Source organism: Streptomyces sp. NPDC002701 (assembly GCF_042889045.1).
Classification (GTDB): Bacteria; Actinomycetota; Actinomycetes; order Streptomycetales; family Streptomycetaceae; genus Streptomyces.
Window position 1 is genome coordinate 303,222 of sequence record NZ_JBIAQL010000003.1, and the last position, 16,744, is coordinate 319,965.

A 16,744-nucleotide genomic window follows, 5' to 3' on the forward strand; every position below is an offset into this window, starting at 1 on the left:
TGCCCTCTCGACCGTCCGCCGTCCAACCGTCCAACCCTCCGCCGTCCGACCCTCCGGCCGGCCGGTCAGGTCCTAGCTGGGGTCGGTCTCGATCTCGCCGACGCGGTCCGCCTCCGTCTTGCCGAGGAGTGCCGGGCGCAGCGCGCCGACCACGTCCTGGGGGGTCACGGCGGTCCTCTTGCCGTTGCCCCGGGTGATCAGCACACCGTCGAACGCGCCTCCGTACAGCTCCTTGAGCGCGTCGAGGTCGTAGTAGTCGACCAGCTTGCCCTCGTCGGTGGCCTTGACGCCGAGGAACTTCCACAGGGAGTTCTCCGGGCTGAACTGGACCACCGCCGCACCGGCCTTGACCGTCACGAGGCCGGACATCGCGGGCTGCGCGAACTCCTTCATCATGCGGTCGACCTCGGCCTTGCTGACCTTGGGCTCCTTCGCCGTGGTCGGCACGGTCACGGCGGCCGACTTCCCGGTCTCCACCTGGGTGCGGTACGCCTCCTCGACGGCGTCCGTCGACCGGTCGATGTCGATGCCCTTGCCCGCCTTGCCGTAGACGGCGACGGCCTTGCCCGACTGGAACTTGATCGTGCCCTCGGCCGCCGAGCCGGAGCCGCCCGCGGCCCGCTCCAGGGCGGCGGCCAGCTTCTCCTCGTCGACGGGCATCACCGGGGCGACGACGCGCTCGTTGCCGAACAGCGAACCGATCACCGAGACGGGGTTGTAGTCGCTGCCCGCGGCGGCCCGCACGGTGGCCTGGCCGTCGAGCTGCAGCCCGGCCTGGTCCGGCTTGAGCGCGACGGTGTCGCCCTCGACCGAGAGCTGGAGCGGTTTGGCCGCCCGCTCCTTGAAGGCGTCGTCGAGCTTCTTGACGGCCTCGTCACGGGTGCCGCCGCCGATGTCCACACCGAGCACGCTGGTGCCCTTGGGCACGTCGGAGTGGTTCATGAGCAGTCCGGCGCCGTACGCGATACCGCCCAGGGTCAGCACGCCGGTGACCAGGAGCACCAGCTTGCTGCGCCCCTTTTTCTTCTTCTTGGGCCGCGAGGTCGCGGGCGCGGCCGGCGCGACCGGCTCCGGCAGCTTCGGGGGCTGGTGCGGAAGCGGTCCGTCGGTGCGGGTGTCCGGTCCGAACGGCGAGTTCGAGGCCGGGGGCACGACGGGGATGCCGCTGGTCAGGGTGTGCCCGGAGACGTTCTCGGCGGCGCCGCCGTAGCCGGGCGTACCCGGTTCGGGCGCGGGGATCTGCGGGGTGAGGATCGCGGTGTCGTCGCTCAGCCCCCCACCGGGACGGCCGGCCCCCGTGGGGCCGCCGGGGAAGGCGGAGCCGCTCTGGGCACCCTTGCCGCCCGGGAAGCCCGAGGGATCGGGGGCACCGGGGCCGCCCTGGCCACCGGGCCCGCCGGGTACGGCGTGGTCACCCGGGCCACCGGGGCCGGCGTGGTCACCGGGGCCGCCGTGCTGACCGGGACCGCCGTGCTGACCTGGGCCGCCTTGTCCGCCCGGGCCACCGGGGCCGCCGTGGGCGCCGGGGTTGCCCGAGCCGCCCTGGCCGCCGGGAACGCCATGACCGCCGCCTGGGCCTGCGGGACCACCGGGGAAGCCCGCGCCGCCCTGCCCGCCCGGGAAGCCCTGGCCGCCGGGGGCACCGGGCGCCGCCATCGGCGTGTCGCCGGTGACCGGTCCGCCGGTCGGGCCCGCGGGCCCGGCCTGACCGGCCTGGCCGCCGTCGGAGAAGTACGGGAGCCCGTCGCGCCCCGGCTCGCCACCGCCGTCGCCCGCCGGGTACGGCGATCCGCCGGGCCCGGAGCCGAGCGGCCCCGCCGCCAGCGCACGGGACACGTCGAAGGAGCCGGTACCGCCGCCGTGACCGGGCGCCACCGGCCCGGTGCCGCCCGCGCCGGGCAGTCCCGCGCCGTTGGTACCGCCGGGCCTGGCCGGGCCGCCGGCAGTGGGGCCCTGGGGCGCACCGGCGCCGCCGGGCCGACCCGCGGGCGGGCCGGCGGCGCCAACTCCCGCACCGGCACCCGCCGCCGGACCCTGGGAGCCCGAACCGGCGGCCAGTCCCGCGCCGTTGGCGTTGCCGCCGGCCGGGCCGCCCTTGGGCGCACCGGCCTTGCGTGGCGCGAACCAGTCGCTCGTCTTGTCGCCGGCTCCACCGTCGGCGCCGCCAACGCCGGGCGCGGCGGGCATGGCGTGCGACCCGGTGTCGGAGTCCACGGGCCCGCCGGCCGATGCGGCCGGTCCGGCTCCCTGGCCGGCGTCCGGAGCGGCCGGCTGCGACGCACTCGTGGCGTCGGAGGACCCTCCGTTGGCGACGGGCGTGCGCACGACGACCGGCGGAATCGGCCGGGATCCAGGGATGTTGATGCGGATCCGGGTCGTCAGCGTGGTCTCGGTCTTGGGCTGTTCCGGCCGGTCACCGGCCGTACGAGCCGTGTCGGCGGCGGCGTCGGACGCCACAGGCGTTCCGTACGGCGGAGTCCCCGACGGGTATGCGGTTCCGCCGCGCCCGTTGGGCCCGGAGGACGAACTGTCAGTTTCACGACTCAAGGCAGGTTCTCCTGGTTGGCTCCACCGCCCGTTTACTCGACCTCGATTCGGGCGGCTCGGCGGCGCGCACCACCATACTGGCCACTTGTCTCCCGCATCTTGCGGCCGTCGGGGAAACCCACACCGGACTTGCACCTGCGCGCTGTGGCGAAGTGGTACGTCACTTGCCAAGTCGGGCGGCGGCGCTGCCTGGTTGCCACCCCTGGCCAAGGGTGGCGCACATCACAGCGACCGCCATCCCGCCGAGCAGGAAGAGGTAGGAGCCGGCTCCGGCGGCGAAGAGGAAGTCGCCCTCCGGGCGGCTGGCGGTGAGCAGGACGACGGCGATCATCCAGCCGGCCGCGGGCGCGACCGCCCCGGCGCGGCCCCCGGTCGCCCACGATCCGCCGAGGAACAGGCCCGCCGCTCCGGCGAGGGCGAGCAGCAGCCCGCCCGGGAACAAGCCGGACTGGATCAGCGCCCCGGCCAGCGCGACCACGGCTCCGAGAACGAAGAGCCCCAGGTGGGCGGCGATCCGGGCGGCGGAGGGCGGTCGCAGGGGCTGGGCCAGCAGGCTGCCCGCGTTCGATCTGTCCGACGCGTTCATCGCGCACCGCCCTCGCTGATTGCTTCCGTGCTCGTGTCCGTGCTTGTTTCCGTGCTCGTGTCCGTACGTGCGTCCGTGGGCTCCGTACGTGCGTCCGGGGTCACTTCCCCGGTTGCTTCCGCGATTCCCGCGAACAGGTCGGTCTCCCGCGCCGGTCCGCCCCGCTCGCCCCGCACCAACTCGTAGTACTCCACGGGGAAGAGCGGTTGCGCGAGCCGGTTGGAGAGGGCGAACCACGGTTCGGCGACCTCGATCTGGGTGGCGTGCGCGCGCATCGCGGCGGCCTTGGCGGCGGCGTGGGCGGTGCCGTCGATCTCCGTGGTGATCACGGAGTCGTCCACCACGCCGGGCACGTCGTCGATCGCGGCGCGGGCGGGGAACGGCAGGTCGTCGAGGACGTCCGTCAGACGGGCGAAGCCCTCCTCGGCGACGGAGCGCGGCACGCGGTTCCAGTAGATCTTCGCGATCGCCCACGGTTCGCCGAGGTCACGGCGGAAGTCCGGCTCGGCCGCCAGGTCGGCGGCCCGCATGGCGACACGGTGCGCCTGGATGTGGTCGGGGTGGCCGTATCCGCCGTTCGGGTCGTAGGTGACGAGCACCTGAGGGCGTACCTCGCGGATCACCCGGACCAGGTCCGCGGCGGCCTCGTCGACGTCGGCCCGCCAGAAGCAGCGGGGGTTGTCGTTCTCGGGGACGCCCATCATCCCGGAGTCCTGGTAGCGGCCGGGGCCGCCGAGGGAACGGGTGTCGCGTACGCCCAGCTCACGCATCGCCTCGGCGAGCTCCGCCAGCCGGTGCTCGCCGAGGTCCTGGCCCGACAGATGGGCGAGCCCGGGCGGGATGACCTCGCCCTGTTCGCCCAGCGTGCAGGTCACGAGGGTGACCTGGGCGCCCAGGGCCGCGTACCGGGCCATGGTGGCGCCGTTGTTGATCGCCTCGTCGTCCGGATGCGCGTGCACCAGGAGCAGACGCCCGGCGGGGCGGGTGGGGGTTCCCCCCGCCCGAGGGCCGGAGGAGGGCAGTTCGGTCATGGCCCCCACCCTACGAGGCGCCCGGAGGGGTCAGAACTTGATGTCCCCGATCATGCCGGCGATGTTCGTGGTCAGCTCGTTGATGGTCGGTGCCATCGTCGAGCTGGCGAGGTAGAAGCCGAACAGGACACACACGATGGCGTGAGGCGCCTTCAGCCCTGACTTCTTGATCAGGATGAAGACGATGATCGCCAGCAGCACCACCGCCGAAATCGAAAGTGCCACGGCGGCTCACCTCCAAAGGATCCCAGGGACACGGGGGCCGGGGGTCGGGGGTCGGAATGGGGGCAGTAAATCCGTACAGCGGCCAGCGGGTTGATACCCACGCAGCGCTAGTGATCATAACTATTCGTGCGTGCGCATTGATCGGCGCACGGCCGCACAAGGGGGCGCATGGCCAATATGGTCGGAGCATGACGACCGAGCCTCTCTCCTTCCCGCGCCGGCAGGCGCGCACCCTGCGCTTCACCCTCGGTACACCCCGTGCCTTCACGGTGGCTCCCGACGGTTCGCGTGTCGTGTTCCTGCGGTCCTCGTCCGGCACCGACCGGGCGAACCAGCTGTGGGTGCTCGACGTGGCGAGCGGCAAGGAACGCCCTGCCGCCGACCCGGGGGCGCTGCTCGGGGGTTCCTCGGAGCGGCTCTCGGCGGCGGAGCGGGCCCGGCGCGAGCGCAGCCGCGAGGGCGGCGCGGGGATCGTCGGCTACGCCACGGACGCGGCCGTGGAGTGGGCGTCCTTCGCGTTGTCGGGGCGGCTGTTCACCGCCGAACTGCGGGCCGGTACGGCCCGTGAGCTGCGGGTCCGCGGACCGGTCCTCGACCCCCGCCCGTCGCCCGACGGACGGCTCGTCGCGTACGTCGCCGGGGGCGCCCTGCGGGTCGTCGGCGCCGAGGGCGAGGACGACCGGGCGCTCGCCGAGCCCGAGTCGGACACGGTCACCTACGGGCTCGCGGAGTTCATCGCGGCCGAGGAGATGGGCCGTTCGCGCGGTTTCTGGTGGTCGCCGGAGTCGGACCGGCTGCTGGTCGCACGGGCCGACGACGCTCCCGTACGCCGCTGGTGGATCTCCGACCCGGCGCATCCCGGGCGGGAGCCGCAGCAGGTCGCGTACCCGGCGGCGGGCACCGACAACGCCGACGTACGCCTGTTCGTGGTGGGGCTCGACGGGGCGCGTACCGAGGTCCTGTGGGACCGGGCCCGCTACCCGTATCTGGCGCGGGTGCACTGGTCCGCGGCCGGGGCGCCGCTGCTCCTCGTGCAGGCGCGGGACCAGAGGAGCCAGCTCTATCTGGCGGTCGACCCGGACACCGGGGTGACCCGGATGGTCCACGCGGACGAAGATCCACAATGGCTTGATCTTTTCCCCGGTGTGCCGTGCTGGAGCCCGAGCGGACAGCTCGTACGGATCGCCGACGAGGGCGGGGCGCGGGTGCTGGCGGTGGGCGAACGCGTCCTGACCGGCGCGCACTTGCACGTACGTGCCGTGCTCGACGTGTCCGACGACGACGTCCTGGTGTCCGCGTCGGCCGGATCGGCGGCGGCCGAGCCGGAGATCGGGGAGGTGCACGTCTACCGGGTCAACGACCTCGGCGTGGAACGGATCTCGCGGGAGCCGGGGGTGCACTCCGCGGTGCGGGCGGGCCGCGTGACCGTGCTCGTGTCGGCCGTCCCCGACCGGCCGGGCGCCCAGGTCCGGGTGGTGCGCGAGGGTGACCGCAGGGAGACGGGCGCTCAGCGGTCCGGCGGCCGGGCGGAGGCGGTGAGCGTGGTCTCGTACGCCGAGCACCCCGGAATGAGCCCGCGCGTGCACCTCACGGAAGCGGGTGCGCGCCGGGTGCCGTGCGCCGTCGTGCTCCCCACCGGTCACACGGACGGCCCGCTGCCGGTCCTGATGGACCCGTACGGCGGGCCGCACGGGCAGCGCGTGCTGGCCGCGCACAACGCGTACCTCACTCCCCAGTGGTTCGCGGACCAGGGCTTCGCGGTGGTCGTGGCGGACGGGCGGGGCATGCCGGGCCGCTCGCCGGCCTGGGAGAAGGCGGTCAAGGGCGATCTGGCGGCGGTCGCCCTCGACGACCAGGTGCACGCGCTCCAGGCGCTCGCCGAGGACTTCCCGCTGGACCTGACCCGGGTGGCGATCCGCGGCTGGTCGTTCGGCGGTTATCTCGCGGGGCTCGCGGCGCTGCGCCGTCCCGACGTCTTCCACGCGGCCGTGGTGGGCGCGCCGGTCACCGACCAGCGCCTGTACGACACCCACTACACCGAGCGGTACCTGGGCGATCCGAACCGGCAGCCCGAGGTGTACGCCGCGAACTCGCTGATCGACGACGACGGCCTGGTGGGGGCCGCCGAGCCGGCCCGGCCCATGCTGATCGTGCACGGTCTCGCCGACGACAACGTGGTGGTCGCGCACTCTCTGCGGCTGTCCTCCGCGCTGCTGGCCGCGGGCCGCCCGCACGAGGTGCTGCCGCTGTCCGGGGTCACGCACATGACCCCGCAGGAACAGGTCGCCGAGAACCTGCTGCTGCTCCAGGTGGACTTCCTGAAGCGCTCGCTCGGGTTGCGCTAGGGGAGCCGAGGCGGCCGAGGGCGACAGATGGCGACCGGCCGGGGCGTCATGGCGCCCCGGCCGGTCCACGGCACCCGCACGGCCGTACGCTGTCCAGAGTGACGCGTCCGTATATCGGTGCCGGGTCGGCCGAGTTGCCTGTGTGTAAACGACGCCGGCGCGTGTCCGCCGGCCGGTCACGGCCCGTCCGGAGGCCCGCCCTGCGGCGGTTCGGGCGGTACCACCTGCTTCTCCTCCGCGAAGTGGCAGGCCGAGTCGTGCGCGGCCGGCCCGCCCTCGTACCGGAACTCCGCGGGCACCGCGAGCAGCGGGACCTCCAGCGCGCACCGCTCCCGGGCCTTCCAGCAGCGGGTGCGGAAGCGGCAGCCGGAGGGGACGTTCGCCGGTGAGGGCACGTCACCGGAGAGGATGATCCGCTCCCGGTGCGCACGGGCCTCCGGATCCGGTACGGGCACGGCGGACAGCAGCGCCTGGGTGTAGGGGTGCGTCGGGTGGTCGTAGATCTCGGCGTCCCTGCCGGTCTCCACGATCCGGCCGAGGTACATCACCCCGACCCGGTCGGAGATGTGCCGCACGATGGACAGGTCGTGTGCGATGAAGACGTAACTCAGGTCGAACTCGCTCTGCAGCCGGTCCATCAGGTTGATCACCTGCGCCTGCACGGACACGTCGAGGGCCGACACCGGTTCGTCCGCGACGATGATCTCGGGGCGCAGGGCGAGACCGCGGGCGATGCCGATGCGCTGGCGCTGGCCGCCGGAGAACTGGTGCGGATAGCGGTTGATGTACTCCGGGTTGAGTCCGACCACGTCCAGCAGGTCCTGGACCTGCCGGCGCCAGCCGCCCTTCGGCGCGACCTCGGGATGGATCTCGTACGGCTCCCCGACGATGTCGCCGACCGTCATCCGCGGGTTGAGCGAGGTGTACGGGTCCTGGAAGACCATCTGGATGTTGCGGCGTACGGCCTTGAGGGCGCGGCCGGACAGTCCGGTGATGTCCTCGCCCTTGTATCTGATCTCGCCCGCGGTCGGCCTCTCCAGGTTGACCAGCATCTTGGCGACCGTCGACTTGCCGCAGCCGGACTCGCCGACGATGCCGAGGGTCTCCCCGGCGCCGAGGTCGAAGTCGACGCCGTCGACCGCCTTCACCGCGCCGACCTGTTTGCGGAACAGGATTCCCTGGGTGAGCGGGTAGTGCTTGACCAGGCCCCGTACCTGAAGGATCGGCTCGGCGGTCTCGACGGGCTCAGCCATGGAGGCACTCCCTCCAGAAGTGGCAGGCGCTCCTGCGGTCCGGGCCCGCCTCGGTCACCTCGTACAGCGGCGGCACGTCGGTGCGGCAGACGTCCCGGGCCATCGGGCAGCGCGGGTTGAAGGCGCAGCCGGGCGGGATGTTCATCAGGTTCGGCGGCAGGCCCTTGATCGCGTACAGCTCCCGGCCCTTCTGGTCGAGGCGTGGGATCGACTCCAGGAGACCCTTGGTGTACGGGTGCGCGGGGGCCTTGTAGAGGTCGTGGACCGGGGCGGACTCGACGATCGTGCCCGCGTACATCACGGCGATCCGGTCGGCGACGTCCGCGACCACGCCGAGGTCGTGGGTGATGAGGACGAGACCCATGCCGAGTTCGCGCTGCAGTTCGGCGAGCAGGTCCATGACCTGCGCCTGGACGGTGACGTCGAGGGCGGTGGTGGGCTCGTCGGCGATGATCAGCGCGGGTTCGAGGGCCAGCGCCATCGCGATCATGATGCGCTGGCGCATGCCGCCGGAGAACTGGTGGGGGTAGTCGCCCACCCGGGAGGCGGCGCCCGGGATGCGTACCCGGTCCATCAGTTCGACGGCCTTCGCCTTCGCGTCCTTCCTGGACAGGCCCCGGTGGACGATGAACATCTCGCCGAGCTGGGCGCCGACGCTCAGCACCGGGTTCAGGGACGACAGCGCGTCCTGGAAGATCATCGCCATCTGGGCGCCGCGGACCTTGCGCCGCTCCTCCTCCTTGAGCTGGAGAAGGTCCTGGCCCTTGAAGAGGATCTCGCCCGCGGTGATCTTCCCGGGCGGGGTGTCGAGGATGCCCATCACGGCCTGCGCGGTCACGGACTTGCCGGAGCCGGACTCGCCGAGCACCGCGAGGGTCTCGCCCTCGTCCACGCCGAGGGTGACCCCGTTGACGGCTCTGGCGACCCCGTCCCGGGTCCTGAACTCCACGTGCAGGTCGCGTACATCGAGCAGCACGGCGGTCACCTCAGCTTCGGGTCGAGGGCGTCGCGCACCGCGTCGCCGAGCATGATGAACGCGAGGACGGTGACGGCCAGCGCCCCGGCCGGCCAGAGCAGCGCGTGCGGCGCCGTGCGGATGTACTGGGACGCCGAGGAGATGTCGATGCCCCAGCTGACCGTGGGCGGCCGCAGCCCGACCCCGAGGAACGAGAGGGTCGCCTCCAGGGAGATGTACGTACCGAGCGCGATGGTCGCCACGACGATGACCGGGGCGATCGCGTTGGGCGTGATGTGCCGCAGCATCATCCGGGAGTTGGAGGCGCCGAGCGCGCGGGCGGCCTGGACGTAGTCGTTCTGCTTGGTGGTGATGACCGAGCCGCGGGCGATCCGGGAGATCTGCGGCCAGCCGAGCAGCACCATGAAGCCGATCACGGGCCAGATCGTGGAGCTGGTGACGACGGACAGCAGTACCAGGCCGCCGAGGACAACGGGGATCGCGAAGAAGATGTCGGTGATCCGGGAGAGGATCGCGTCCCACACCCCGCCGAAGAACCCGGCGAGTCCGCCGAGCACCGAGCCGAGGACCGCCACCCCGAGCGTGGCGCACACGCCGACGGTGACGGAGACCCGGGCCCCGTACACCGTGCGCGTGTAGACGTCGCAGCCCTGGCCGTTGTACCCGAAGGGGTGGCCGGGCTGGGAGCCCTCCTGGGACTTGGCGAGGTCGCACTTGAGGGGGTTGCCGGAGGCGATCAGCGAGGGCCACAGGGAGATGACGACCAGGAAGAGGATGATCAGCCCCGAGACGATGAAGACGGGGTTGCGCCGCAGGTCGCGCCAGGCGTCGGACCACAGGGACCGGGGCCTGTCCTGGGGGCCCGTTCCCTGTGGTCCGGTGGCCGGCTTCCGCAGCGAGGCGCCCTCCTCCGTCGCGAGGTCCATCGCGCCGCCCATGCCGGTCGCGGCGACGGCGCCGTCCTCGGGGGCGCGCCCTCCGCCGGACAGGTGCGGCCCCGGCGGCATGGAGGGCAGGGGCCGCTCCGGCGGCGTCGGCTGCTCAGGCATAGCGGATCCTCGGGTCGAGTACGGCGTACAGCAGGTCGACCAGCAGGTTGGCCACCAGGAAGACGAGGACGAGGACGGTCACGAAGCCGACGACGGTCTGCGTGTTCTGGCGCAGGATGCCCTGGTAGAGCTGGAAGCCGACGCCGTGGATGTTGAAGATCCGCTCGGTGACGATCGCGCCGCCCATCAGCGCGCCGATGTCGGTGCCGATGAAGGTGACCACCGGGATCAGCGAGTTGCGCAGCAGGTGCCGGGTGACGACCCGGCGCCGGGGCAGGCCCTTGGCGACGGCCGTGCGGACGTAGTCGGCGCGGCGGTTCTCGGCGATGGACGTCCGGGTCAGCCGGGTCACGTACGCGAGGGAGACGGACGCGAGGACCAGGCCCGGCACGATCAGCTCGTCGAAGCGGGCCTCCGAGGAGACCGACGGGCTGATCCAGCCCCATTTGACGCCCAGCAGCAGCTGGAGCAGCAGACCGGTGACGAAGGTGGGCACCGAGATGACGACGAGGGTGACCAGCAGGACGCCCGTGTCGACGGGCCGGCCGCGGCGCAGTCCGGTGACGACGCCCAGCGTGATGCCGATGACGACCTCGAAGAGGACCGCGACGATCGTGAGCCGGACGGTGACCGGGAAGGCGGTCGACATCAGCTCGGTGACCTCCTGCCCGTTGAACGCGGTGCCGAAGTCGCCGGTGAAGACGTTGCCCATGTAGGTCGCGTACTGCTGCCACACGGGCTTGTCGAGGCCGAACTCCTTGCGCAGCTGGGCCGCCGTCGCGGGGTCGCACTGCCGGTCGCCGCACAGGCCCGCGATGGGGTCGCCCATCACGTTCACCATCAGGAAGATCAACAGGGTGGCGCCGATGAAGACCGGGATCATCTGCAGCAGACGCCGGATCACATACCGTCCCATGAGGGCTCCGGAGGTTGGCGGGGGCGCGCGCCGGGCTGCTGGCCGCAGTGCGCGCCCCCGCGGCTCAGCTGACCTTGATCTCGTTGTAGACGGGCAGGCTGAACGGGTTCAGCGCCACGTTCGAGATCCGGTCCGAGTAGCCGGCGCTGCCGTTCTGGTACCAGAGCGGGATGGCGCCCATGTCGTCCCGCAGGACCTCCTCGGCCTGCTGGAACAGGTCGACGGCCTTGGCCTGGTCGGTCTCCGCGTTGGCCTTGTCGACGAGGTCGTCGAACTCACTGCTGGTCCACTTGCCGTCGTTGGACGAGGCGTTGGTGTAGTACAGCGGCTGCAGGAAGTTCTGGATCAGCGGATAGTCCATCTGCCAGCCGGCCCGGAAGGGGCCCGACATCTTGGACTGGGTGATCTGGTTGCGGAAGTCGGCGAAGGTGCCGACCGGGCTGCCGACGCATGCCTTGTCGTTGTCGAGGGCGTTGTTGACCGAGTTGCACACGGCGTCCACCCACTCCTTGTGGGAGCCGGTGTCCGCGTTGTACGAGATCTTGACCTGGCCGCCCGGGAGGCCGCCGCCGTCCTCGATCAGCTCCTTGGCCTTCTCGGGGTCGTACTCGCAGGCGTCACCGCACAGCCCCTCCTTGAAGCCGCCGGCCTCGCCGAGGACGGGGGAGGTCCAGTCGGTGGCGGGGGTCCGCGTCTTCTGGAAGATGGTCTCGGTGATCTGCTCGCGGTCGATCGCCATGGACAGGCCGGTGCGGACCTTCTCCATGCCGTCCTTGCCCCAGTTCTTGTCGTAGAACGGGAAGGCGAGGGTCTGGATGATGCCCGCGGGTGTGTTGATGTACCGGTCGCCGAGGTCGGCCTTGGCGTTCTTCAGCTGGGAGGCGGGCACGTCGTCGACGAGGTCGAGGTTGCCGGCCATCAGGTCCGTGTAGGCGGTGTTGTTGTCGGTGTAGACCTTGAGGTCCACCCCGCCGTTCTGGGCCTTGTCCTCGCCCGGGTACTTGTCCCACTTGCGCATCTTCAGCACCGAGCCCTTGGCGTACGAGTCGACGGTGTACGGGCCGTTGCCGACCGGCTTCTTCAGCCAGGCCGCGTGGTCGTCGAAGAACGCCTTGGGCAGCGGCGCGAAGGCGGCGTAGCCGAGGGTGTCGGGGAAGGTCGAGAACTTCTGGTTGAGCTTGACCGTGAAGGTGTTGTCCCCGGTGACCTTGAGTCCCGAGAGGGTCTGGGCCTTCTGGTCGCTGCCGTCCTCGGGATGGACCTGGTCGTAGCCGTCGATGTAGCTGAAGAAGTACGCGTTCTTCTGGTTGTTCTTGAGGCTCGCGCCGTAGTTCCAGGCGTCCACGAACGACTTCGCGGTGACCGCCTCGCCGTTGCTGAACGTCCAGCCGTCCTTGACGGTGACGGTGAAGTTCTGCGAGTCCGAGGTCTCGATCTTCTCGGCCAGCATGTCGTTCGCCTTGCCGGTCTCGGCGTCGTAGCGCTTGAGACCGCGGAAGAGCATGTCGAGGACCTTGCCGCCCTGCACCTCGTTGGTGTTCGCCGGCTCCAGGGGGTTCTGCGGGTCGCCCCACGAGGAACTCACGATCCCGGAGCCGTCGCCGCCACCGCCGCTGTCGCCGCCGTCCCCGCCTCCCCCGCAGGCCGTCGCGGCGAGGGCTGCCGCCGTCGCGCATACGGCCCATCTGGCGTGCGTGGCTCCACGCATGGAGTGCCTCCTCATCGGTGCGCTGCGGCTCCGGCGCCGGAGCCGGTACCTTTGCGCCCAATATCGGTGCAGAACTCACATGCCGCACATTTGCCGACCCACATGGGTGGGGGGCGCTCCGCGGGGCGGCGGGATCGGGGTGGGCGTTGACGGTGATCCGCGGGTCCGTTGTGGCTGAGCGCGCAGTTCCCCGCGCCCCCAGAGGGCACTGCGTGCCCCCTGAGGCGCCTCAGGCGTCCAGGTCCAGTTCGCCCACGAGCTCGCCGCCGCTCGTCTCGCCCGTGGGGCGGAAGCCCAGGCGCAGGTAGAACGGTTCGGGGCCGCCCTCGCCCGCCTCCCACGTGACCGTCACGAGCCGGGAGCGGCCTCGGCGGCGGATCTCCTCGCAGACCGCCCGCACGGCGAAGGTCCCGTACCCGCGTCCCTGTCTGCCTTCGGCGATGTTGAGCCGCCACAGGCCGGAGCGGAGCCGGTCCCCGGGGTTGTCGGGGTCGAAGCGGACGTCGAAGAAGGCCATGACGAAGCCGACGAGCTCGTCACCGTCGTAGACCAGCCGGGGCCAGGCGGTCTCGGGCTGCGCGTACGCCTCGGCGAGGGACTTCACGACCGTGGAGACGAAGCGTTCCTGGTCGGGGCGGACCCTGAGGGCGATGGCGGCCTCGACGTTCTCGGGGGTGACCTTCTCCAGGCGCAGGGTGGACGCCGCGGCGCCCCGGAGGGCCGGGCCGGCCGCTTCGGCGGGCGGCGCCGCGCGGTCCGACTCCCCCCGTTCCACGCAGAACTCGTTGTCCTCCGGGTCGGCCATGAGGACCCAGCCGCCGCCGTCCGGGCGCGTGTGGTCGGCGAGGACGCGGGCGCCGAGCGCGACCGCCCGGTCGACCTCCGCGGCCCGGGTGCGCCCCGTCGGCCGCAGGTCCAGGTGGACGCGGTTCTTGGCCGTCTTGCCCTCCGGGACCCGGACGAAGAGCAGCCGGGGCCCGCCGTCGGGGTCCGTGATCAGCGCCTCCGGGTCACCGGGCTTGTCGTCGTCGGCGAGCGGCCGTCCGAGCAGTCCGCTCCAGAACAGCCCGAGGTCGTACGGATCACCCGTGCAGTCGAAGGTGATGCTGTGCAGGACGGGGTTCACGCGGATCCTCCGGGCGCCGTCGGGGCGGGGCACGGCCGGCTAGACACCCGTCCGCCCGTCGAGCAGTTCACGGACGATGTCGAGGTGGCCGTTGTGGCGGGAGGTCTCCTCGATGAGGTGGAGGACCACCCAGCGCAGGTCGACGTGCCGCCCGTCCCTGACCGGGCGCTTGGCCGCGGTGTCCAGGTCGTGCTCCGCCAGCAGCCGGCGGTACCGGGCGCTCTGCTCCTCGTACTCGGCGAGGAGCCGCGGCAGCGGGACGTCGACCGCGGTCCGCATCTCCGGGTCGGGGTCGTCCTCGGTCGCCTCCACGAACGGCCCGGACGGCTCCTCGCCCAGGAACACCACCTCGAACCAGTGGTGTTCGACCCATCGCAGGTGGCTGATCAGTCCGCACAGGGTCATCAGCGGGGACCCGGGGAGCGGGGCCCTGCGCGCGTCCTCGGGGCTCACGCCCTCGCACTTGGCGCGCGCAGTGTCCCGCGCGTAGTCGAGGAAGGTGGCCAGTTGCGTGCGTTCGTCCCATGCGGGTGGCGTGTCGGTTCGCGTCATGACGGGGCAGCCTCGCGGACATCGCCGGGCGTGTCGAGCGAATATCAGTCGCGGAGTTCGTTCTCCAGCAGACCCATCGTGTACATGTCGTACCAGCGGCCGTCCCGGCGGAATTCCTGGCGCAGTCTGCCCTCGTCGACGAAGCCGATCTTCCGGTAGACGTGGTGAGCGGCGTGGTTCTCGGTGACGACGGTCAGTTTTATCTTGTGCAGGCGCATCTTCTCGAAGCCGTAGCGGCAGATCGTCCGCGTCGCGTCGGTGGCGTAGCCCCGCCCCCAGTACTCCTTCTCGCCGAGGTAGATGTCGAGTTCGGCGCAGCCGGTCTCCGGCTCGGCGTCGCGCAGCCGGACCAGGCCGATGAGCTTCGTGTCGGCGAGCACCTCGACACCGTGGAGCACGTCGCCGTACGCGTTGCGCGGCCGTTCCGCCAGCCGCTTCGCGACCTGGGCCAGCGGCTGGGCGTAACCGTCGCTCATCCAGCGCATCACCTCGGGGTCGTGGTTCCAGCGCCACAGCGCCTCGGCGTCCGACGGCTCCATCGGCCGCAGCCTCACCAGGTCTCCGAGCACCATGCCGGCCAGCCCTCCGCGTGCTTGACGAGTCGTGCGCTTGACGATCGGTGTCCCCGCGCCGAAAGGAGTAGCACGGGGCGCGCCGACCGCTCAAACGAATTGCGTGTCCCACCCGGCGCCCGGTGGGATGTCCGCATGGACGAAGTGACGGACAGCGCGGCCGGCGGTGCCGCGGCGGACGAGGTGGAACGGGCGATCGCGGCCGAGCTGCGGCTCATGGACCCGGCCGTCCGCGCCTCGCGGGAACTCGCCGGGCGGCTCCTCGACCCGGAGTTCGTGGAGGTCGGCGGGTCCGGGCGGCGGTGGACGTACGAGACCATGCTCGCCGAACTGCCCGGCCATCAGGGCGGTTCAGCGGACGGCCCGCGCTACGAGCCCTCCGGGATGAGGGGCGTGCTGCTCGCGCCGGGTCTGGTGCATCTGACGTTCGAGACCCGGCTCGGCGAGCGCAGGACCAGGCACAGTTCGATCTGGCGCGCGGGCGACGGCGCCGCGGGCTGGCGGATGTACTACCACCAGGCCACCCGCGTGCCCCCCGGAGTGCCGTGAAGCCCCGGCCCGGGCCGATGCCGCGAAGCCCGCGGACTGCCGTGCGGCCCCCGGAACGACGGCCCGTCCCGGAACGACGGCCTGCCCCGGGACGGCCGCAGGCGCCATCCCCGGGCCGGGGCGAGACGTCCCGGGCGTCCGCGTCAGTCCTGCCAGCCCTGTCAGTCCTTCGTGGTCACGGCCGGTGCGTCCGCCGCCACGTCCTCCAACGCCCTGAGAGCCGGGTCCAGGACGATGTCCTCGACGCGTGCCTCGGTCGTCGGCGCCTCCGGGAAGTGGCAGGCCGTCAGGTGACCCGCACGGTTGCCGGAGATCTGGACCAGCGGGGGCTCCTCGGTCGCGCACTTGTCCTGCGCCTTCCAGCACCGGGTGCGGAAGCGGCAGCCGGACGGCGGGTGGATCGGCGAGGGCACGTCCCCGGAGAGCCGGATCCGCTCCCGCTCCTCGGTCTCGTCGTCGATCGCGACCTCGGGGACGGCCGACAGCAGGGCGTGCGTGTACGGGTGCCGGGGCCGGTTGTAGATGGAGTCGCGGTCGCCGACCTCCACCACCTTGCCGAGGTACATCACCGCGAGGCGCTGCGAGAAGTGCCGGACGATCGCCAGGTCGTGGGCGATGAAGAGGAAGGCGATGCCCATCTCCTCCTGGACCTTCTGGAGCAGGTTGACGACCTGGGCCTGGATCGACACGTCCAGGGCGGAGACCGGCTCGTCCGCCACGATCAGCTTCGGGTTGAGGGCCAGCGCGCGGGCAACCCCGATGCGCTGGCGCTGACCGCCGGAGAACTCGTGCGGGAAGCGGTTGTAGTGCTCGGGGTTGAGCCCGACGAGCTCCAGCAGCTCCCGTACGCGCTTCTCGGTGCCGCCGGCCGGCTTGATGCCGTTGATCTCCATCGGCGACTTGATGATGGTGCCGACGGTCTGCCGGGGGTTCAGCGACGAGTACGGGTCCTGGAAGATCATCTGGATCTCGGACCGCACGGGCGCCATCTTCCGGCGCGAGGCGTGCGAGATGTCCTGGCCCGCGTAGGTGATCGTGCCGGCCGTCGGCTCCAGGAGCCGGGTGATGAGCCGACCGGTCGTCGACTTTCCGCAGCCGGACTCGCCGACCAGGCCGACGCTCTCGCCGACGCCGACGCTCAGGTCGACACCGTCGACGGCCTGTACGGCTCCGACCTTGCGCTTGATCGGGAAGCCGCCGTAGATCGGGAAGTGCTTCGTCAGCCCCTCGACCTGGAGGAGTGCCTCCTTCGTCGCGCCGGCGGGACCCTGCTGTGCGGGGAGGGTGAGGTTGTCGCTCATGTCTCGGT

At 71.7% G+C, this 16,744-nt stretch carries 15 protein-coding genes and 1 pseudogene; 2 read left to right on the top strand and 14 right to left on the bottom strand.

The genetic code is table 11. The features are described 5' to 3' along the window. Window positions 1-72 precede the first annotated feature (72 nt). From ACFYXC_RS09790 to ACFYXC_RS09805, 4 genes are all read right to left on the bottom strand, one after another. Window positions 73-2,547 (bottom strand): hypothetical protein, encoded by a 2,475-nt coding sequence (locus tag ACFYXC_RS09790; RefSeq protein WP_389548984.1) that lies wholly within the window; start codon window positions 2,545-2,547, stop codon window positions 73-75. A gap of 160 nt (window positions 2,548-2,707) precedes the next feature. Continuing rightward, window positions 2,708-3,133 (bottom strand): DUF6113 family protein, encoded by a 426-nt coding sequence (locus ACFYXC_RS09795; RefSeq protein WP_388922645.1) that lies wholly within the window; start codon window positions 3,131-3,133, stop codon window positions 2,708-2,710. Then, window positions 3,130-4,164: an N-acetyl-1-D-myo-inositol-2-amino-2-deoxy-alpha-D-glucopyranoside deacetylase gene (gene mshB / locus ACFYXC_RS09800; protein WP_389548988.1), complete on the bottom strand. Its 1,035-nt coding sequence runs from the start codon at window positions 4,162-4,164 to the stop codon at window positions 3,130-3,132. The genes ACFYXC_RS09795 and mshB overlap by 4 nt, the downstream gene beginning before the upstream one ends. Window positions 4,165-4,194: 30 nt before the next feature. Then, window positions 4,195-4,389, bottom strand: a complete 195-nt coding sequence (locus tag ACFYXC_RS09805; protein WP_388922651.1) for a hypothetical protein — start codon at window positions 4,387-4,389, stop codon at window positions 4,195-4,197. A 188-nt stretch (window positions 4,390-4,577) separates the two neighbouring features. On the opposite strand from ACFYXC_RS09805, the gene ACFYXC_RS09810 reads away from it, so the two are divergent. Then, entirely contained in the window at window positions 4,578-6,734 is a 2,157-nt protein-coding gene (locus tag ACFYXC_RS09810; RefSeq protein WP_389548991.1) for a prolyl oligopeptidase family serine peptidase, read from the top strand. Between the two features lie 176 nt (window positions 6,735-6,910). Here the strand turns inward: ACFYXC_RS09810 and ACFYXC_RS09815 are convergent, their stop codons facing one another. From ACFYXC_RS09815 to ACFYXC_RS09855, 9 genes and pseudogenes are all read right to left on the bottom strand, one after another. After that, entirely contained in the window at window positions 6,911-7,987 is a 1,077-nt protein-coding gene (locus ACFYXC_RS09815) for an ABC transporter ATP-binding protein (protein ID WP_389548994.1), read from the bottom strand. Continuing rightward, a complete protein-coding gene (locus tag ACFYXC_RS09820; protein WP_389548996.1) occupies window positions 7,980-8,963 on the bottom strand; it encodes an ABC transporter ATP-binding protein in 984 nt (327 codons plus the stop codon). Before ACFYXC_RS09820 ends, ACFYXC_RS09815 begins: the two co-directional genes overlap by 8 nt. A gap of 5 nt (window positions 8,964-8,968) precedes the next feature. Beyond that, complete coding sequence (locus tag ACFYXC_RS09825; RefSeq protein ID WP_389548999.1) at window positions 8,969-10,012, bottom strand: ABC transporter permease; 1,044 nt, start codon at window positions 10,010-10,012, stop codon at window positions 8,969-8,971. Beyond that, window positions 10,005-10,928, bottom strand: coding sequence for an ABC transporter permease (locus ACFYXC_RS09830; RefSeq protein ID WP_389549002.1), 924 nt, complete (start codon window positions 10,926-10,928; stop codon window positions 10,005-10,007). The genes ACFYXC_RS09825 and ACFYXC_RS09830 overlap by 8 nt, the downstream gene beginning before the upstream one ends. A 64-nt stretch (window positions 10,929-10,992) precedes the next feature. Then, window positions 10,993-12,636 (bottom strand): ABC transporter substrate-binding protein, encoded by a 1,644-nt coding sequence (locus tag ACFYXC_RS09835; RefSeq protein ID WP_389549005.1) that lies wholly within the window; start codon window positions 12,634-12,636, stop codon window positions 10,993-10,995. Window positions 12,637-12,865: 229 nt separating this feature from the next. Then, complete coding sequence (locus tag ACFYXC_RS09840; RefSeq protein WP_389549984.1) at window positions 12,866-13,330, bottom strand: GNAT family N-acetyltransferase; 465 nt, start codon at window positions 13,328-13,330, stop codon at window positions 12,866-12,868. 66 nt (window positions 13,331-13,396) lie between these two features. Beyond that, window positions 13,397-13,768 (bottom strand): annotated as a pseudogene (locus ACFYXC_RS09845) (VOC family protein); the annotation flags it as partial. Window positions 13,769-13,801: 33 nt separating this feature from the next. Further along, on the bottom strand, window positions 13,802-14,314 hold the full coding sequence (locus ACFYXC_RS09850; protein ID WP_389549008.1) for a DinB family protein: 513 nt from the start codon (window positions 14,312-14,314) through the stop codon (window positions 13,802-13,804). 44 nt (window positions 14,315-14,358) lie between these two features. Further along, on the bottom strand, window positions 14,359-14,886 hold the full coding sequence (locus ACFYXC_RS09855) for a GNAT family N-acetyltransferase (protein WP_388922675.1): 528 nt from the start codon (window positions 14,884-14,886) through the stop codon (window positions 14,359-14,361). Between the two features lie 135 nt (window positions 14,887-15,021). Here ACFYXC_RS09855 and ACFYXC_RS09860 point away from each other — a divergent pair, with 135 nt between their 5' ends. Then, window positions 15,022-15,435, top strand: a complete 414-nt coding sequence (locus ACFYXC_RS09860; protein ID WP_389549012.1) for a DUF4440 domain-containing protein — start codon at window positions 15,022-15,024, stop codon at window positions 15,433-15,435. A gap of 161 nt (window positions 15,436-15,596) precedes the next feature. Here ACFYXC_RS09860 and ACFYXC_RS09865 read toward each other — a convergent pair whose 3' ends face one another. Continuing rightward, window positions 15,597-16,736 (bottom strand): ABC transporter ATP-binding protein, encoded by a 1,140-nt coding sequence (locus tag ACFYXC_RS09865; RefSeq protein ID WP_388922678.1) that lies wholly within the window; start codon window positions 16,734-16,736, stop codon window positions 15,597-15,599. Window positions 16,737-16,744: the final 8 nt, after the last annotated feature.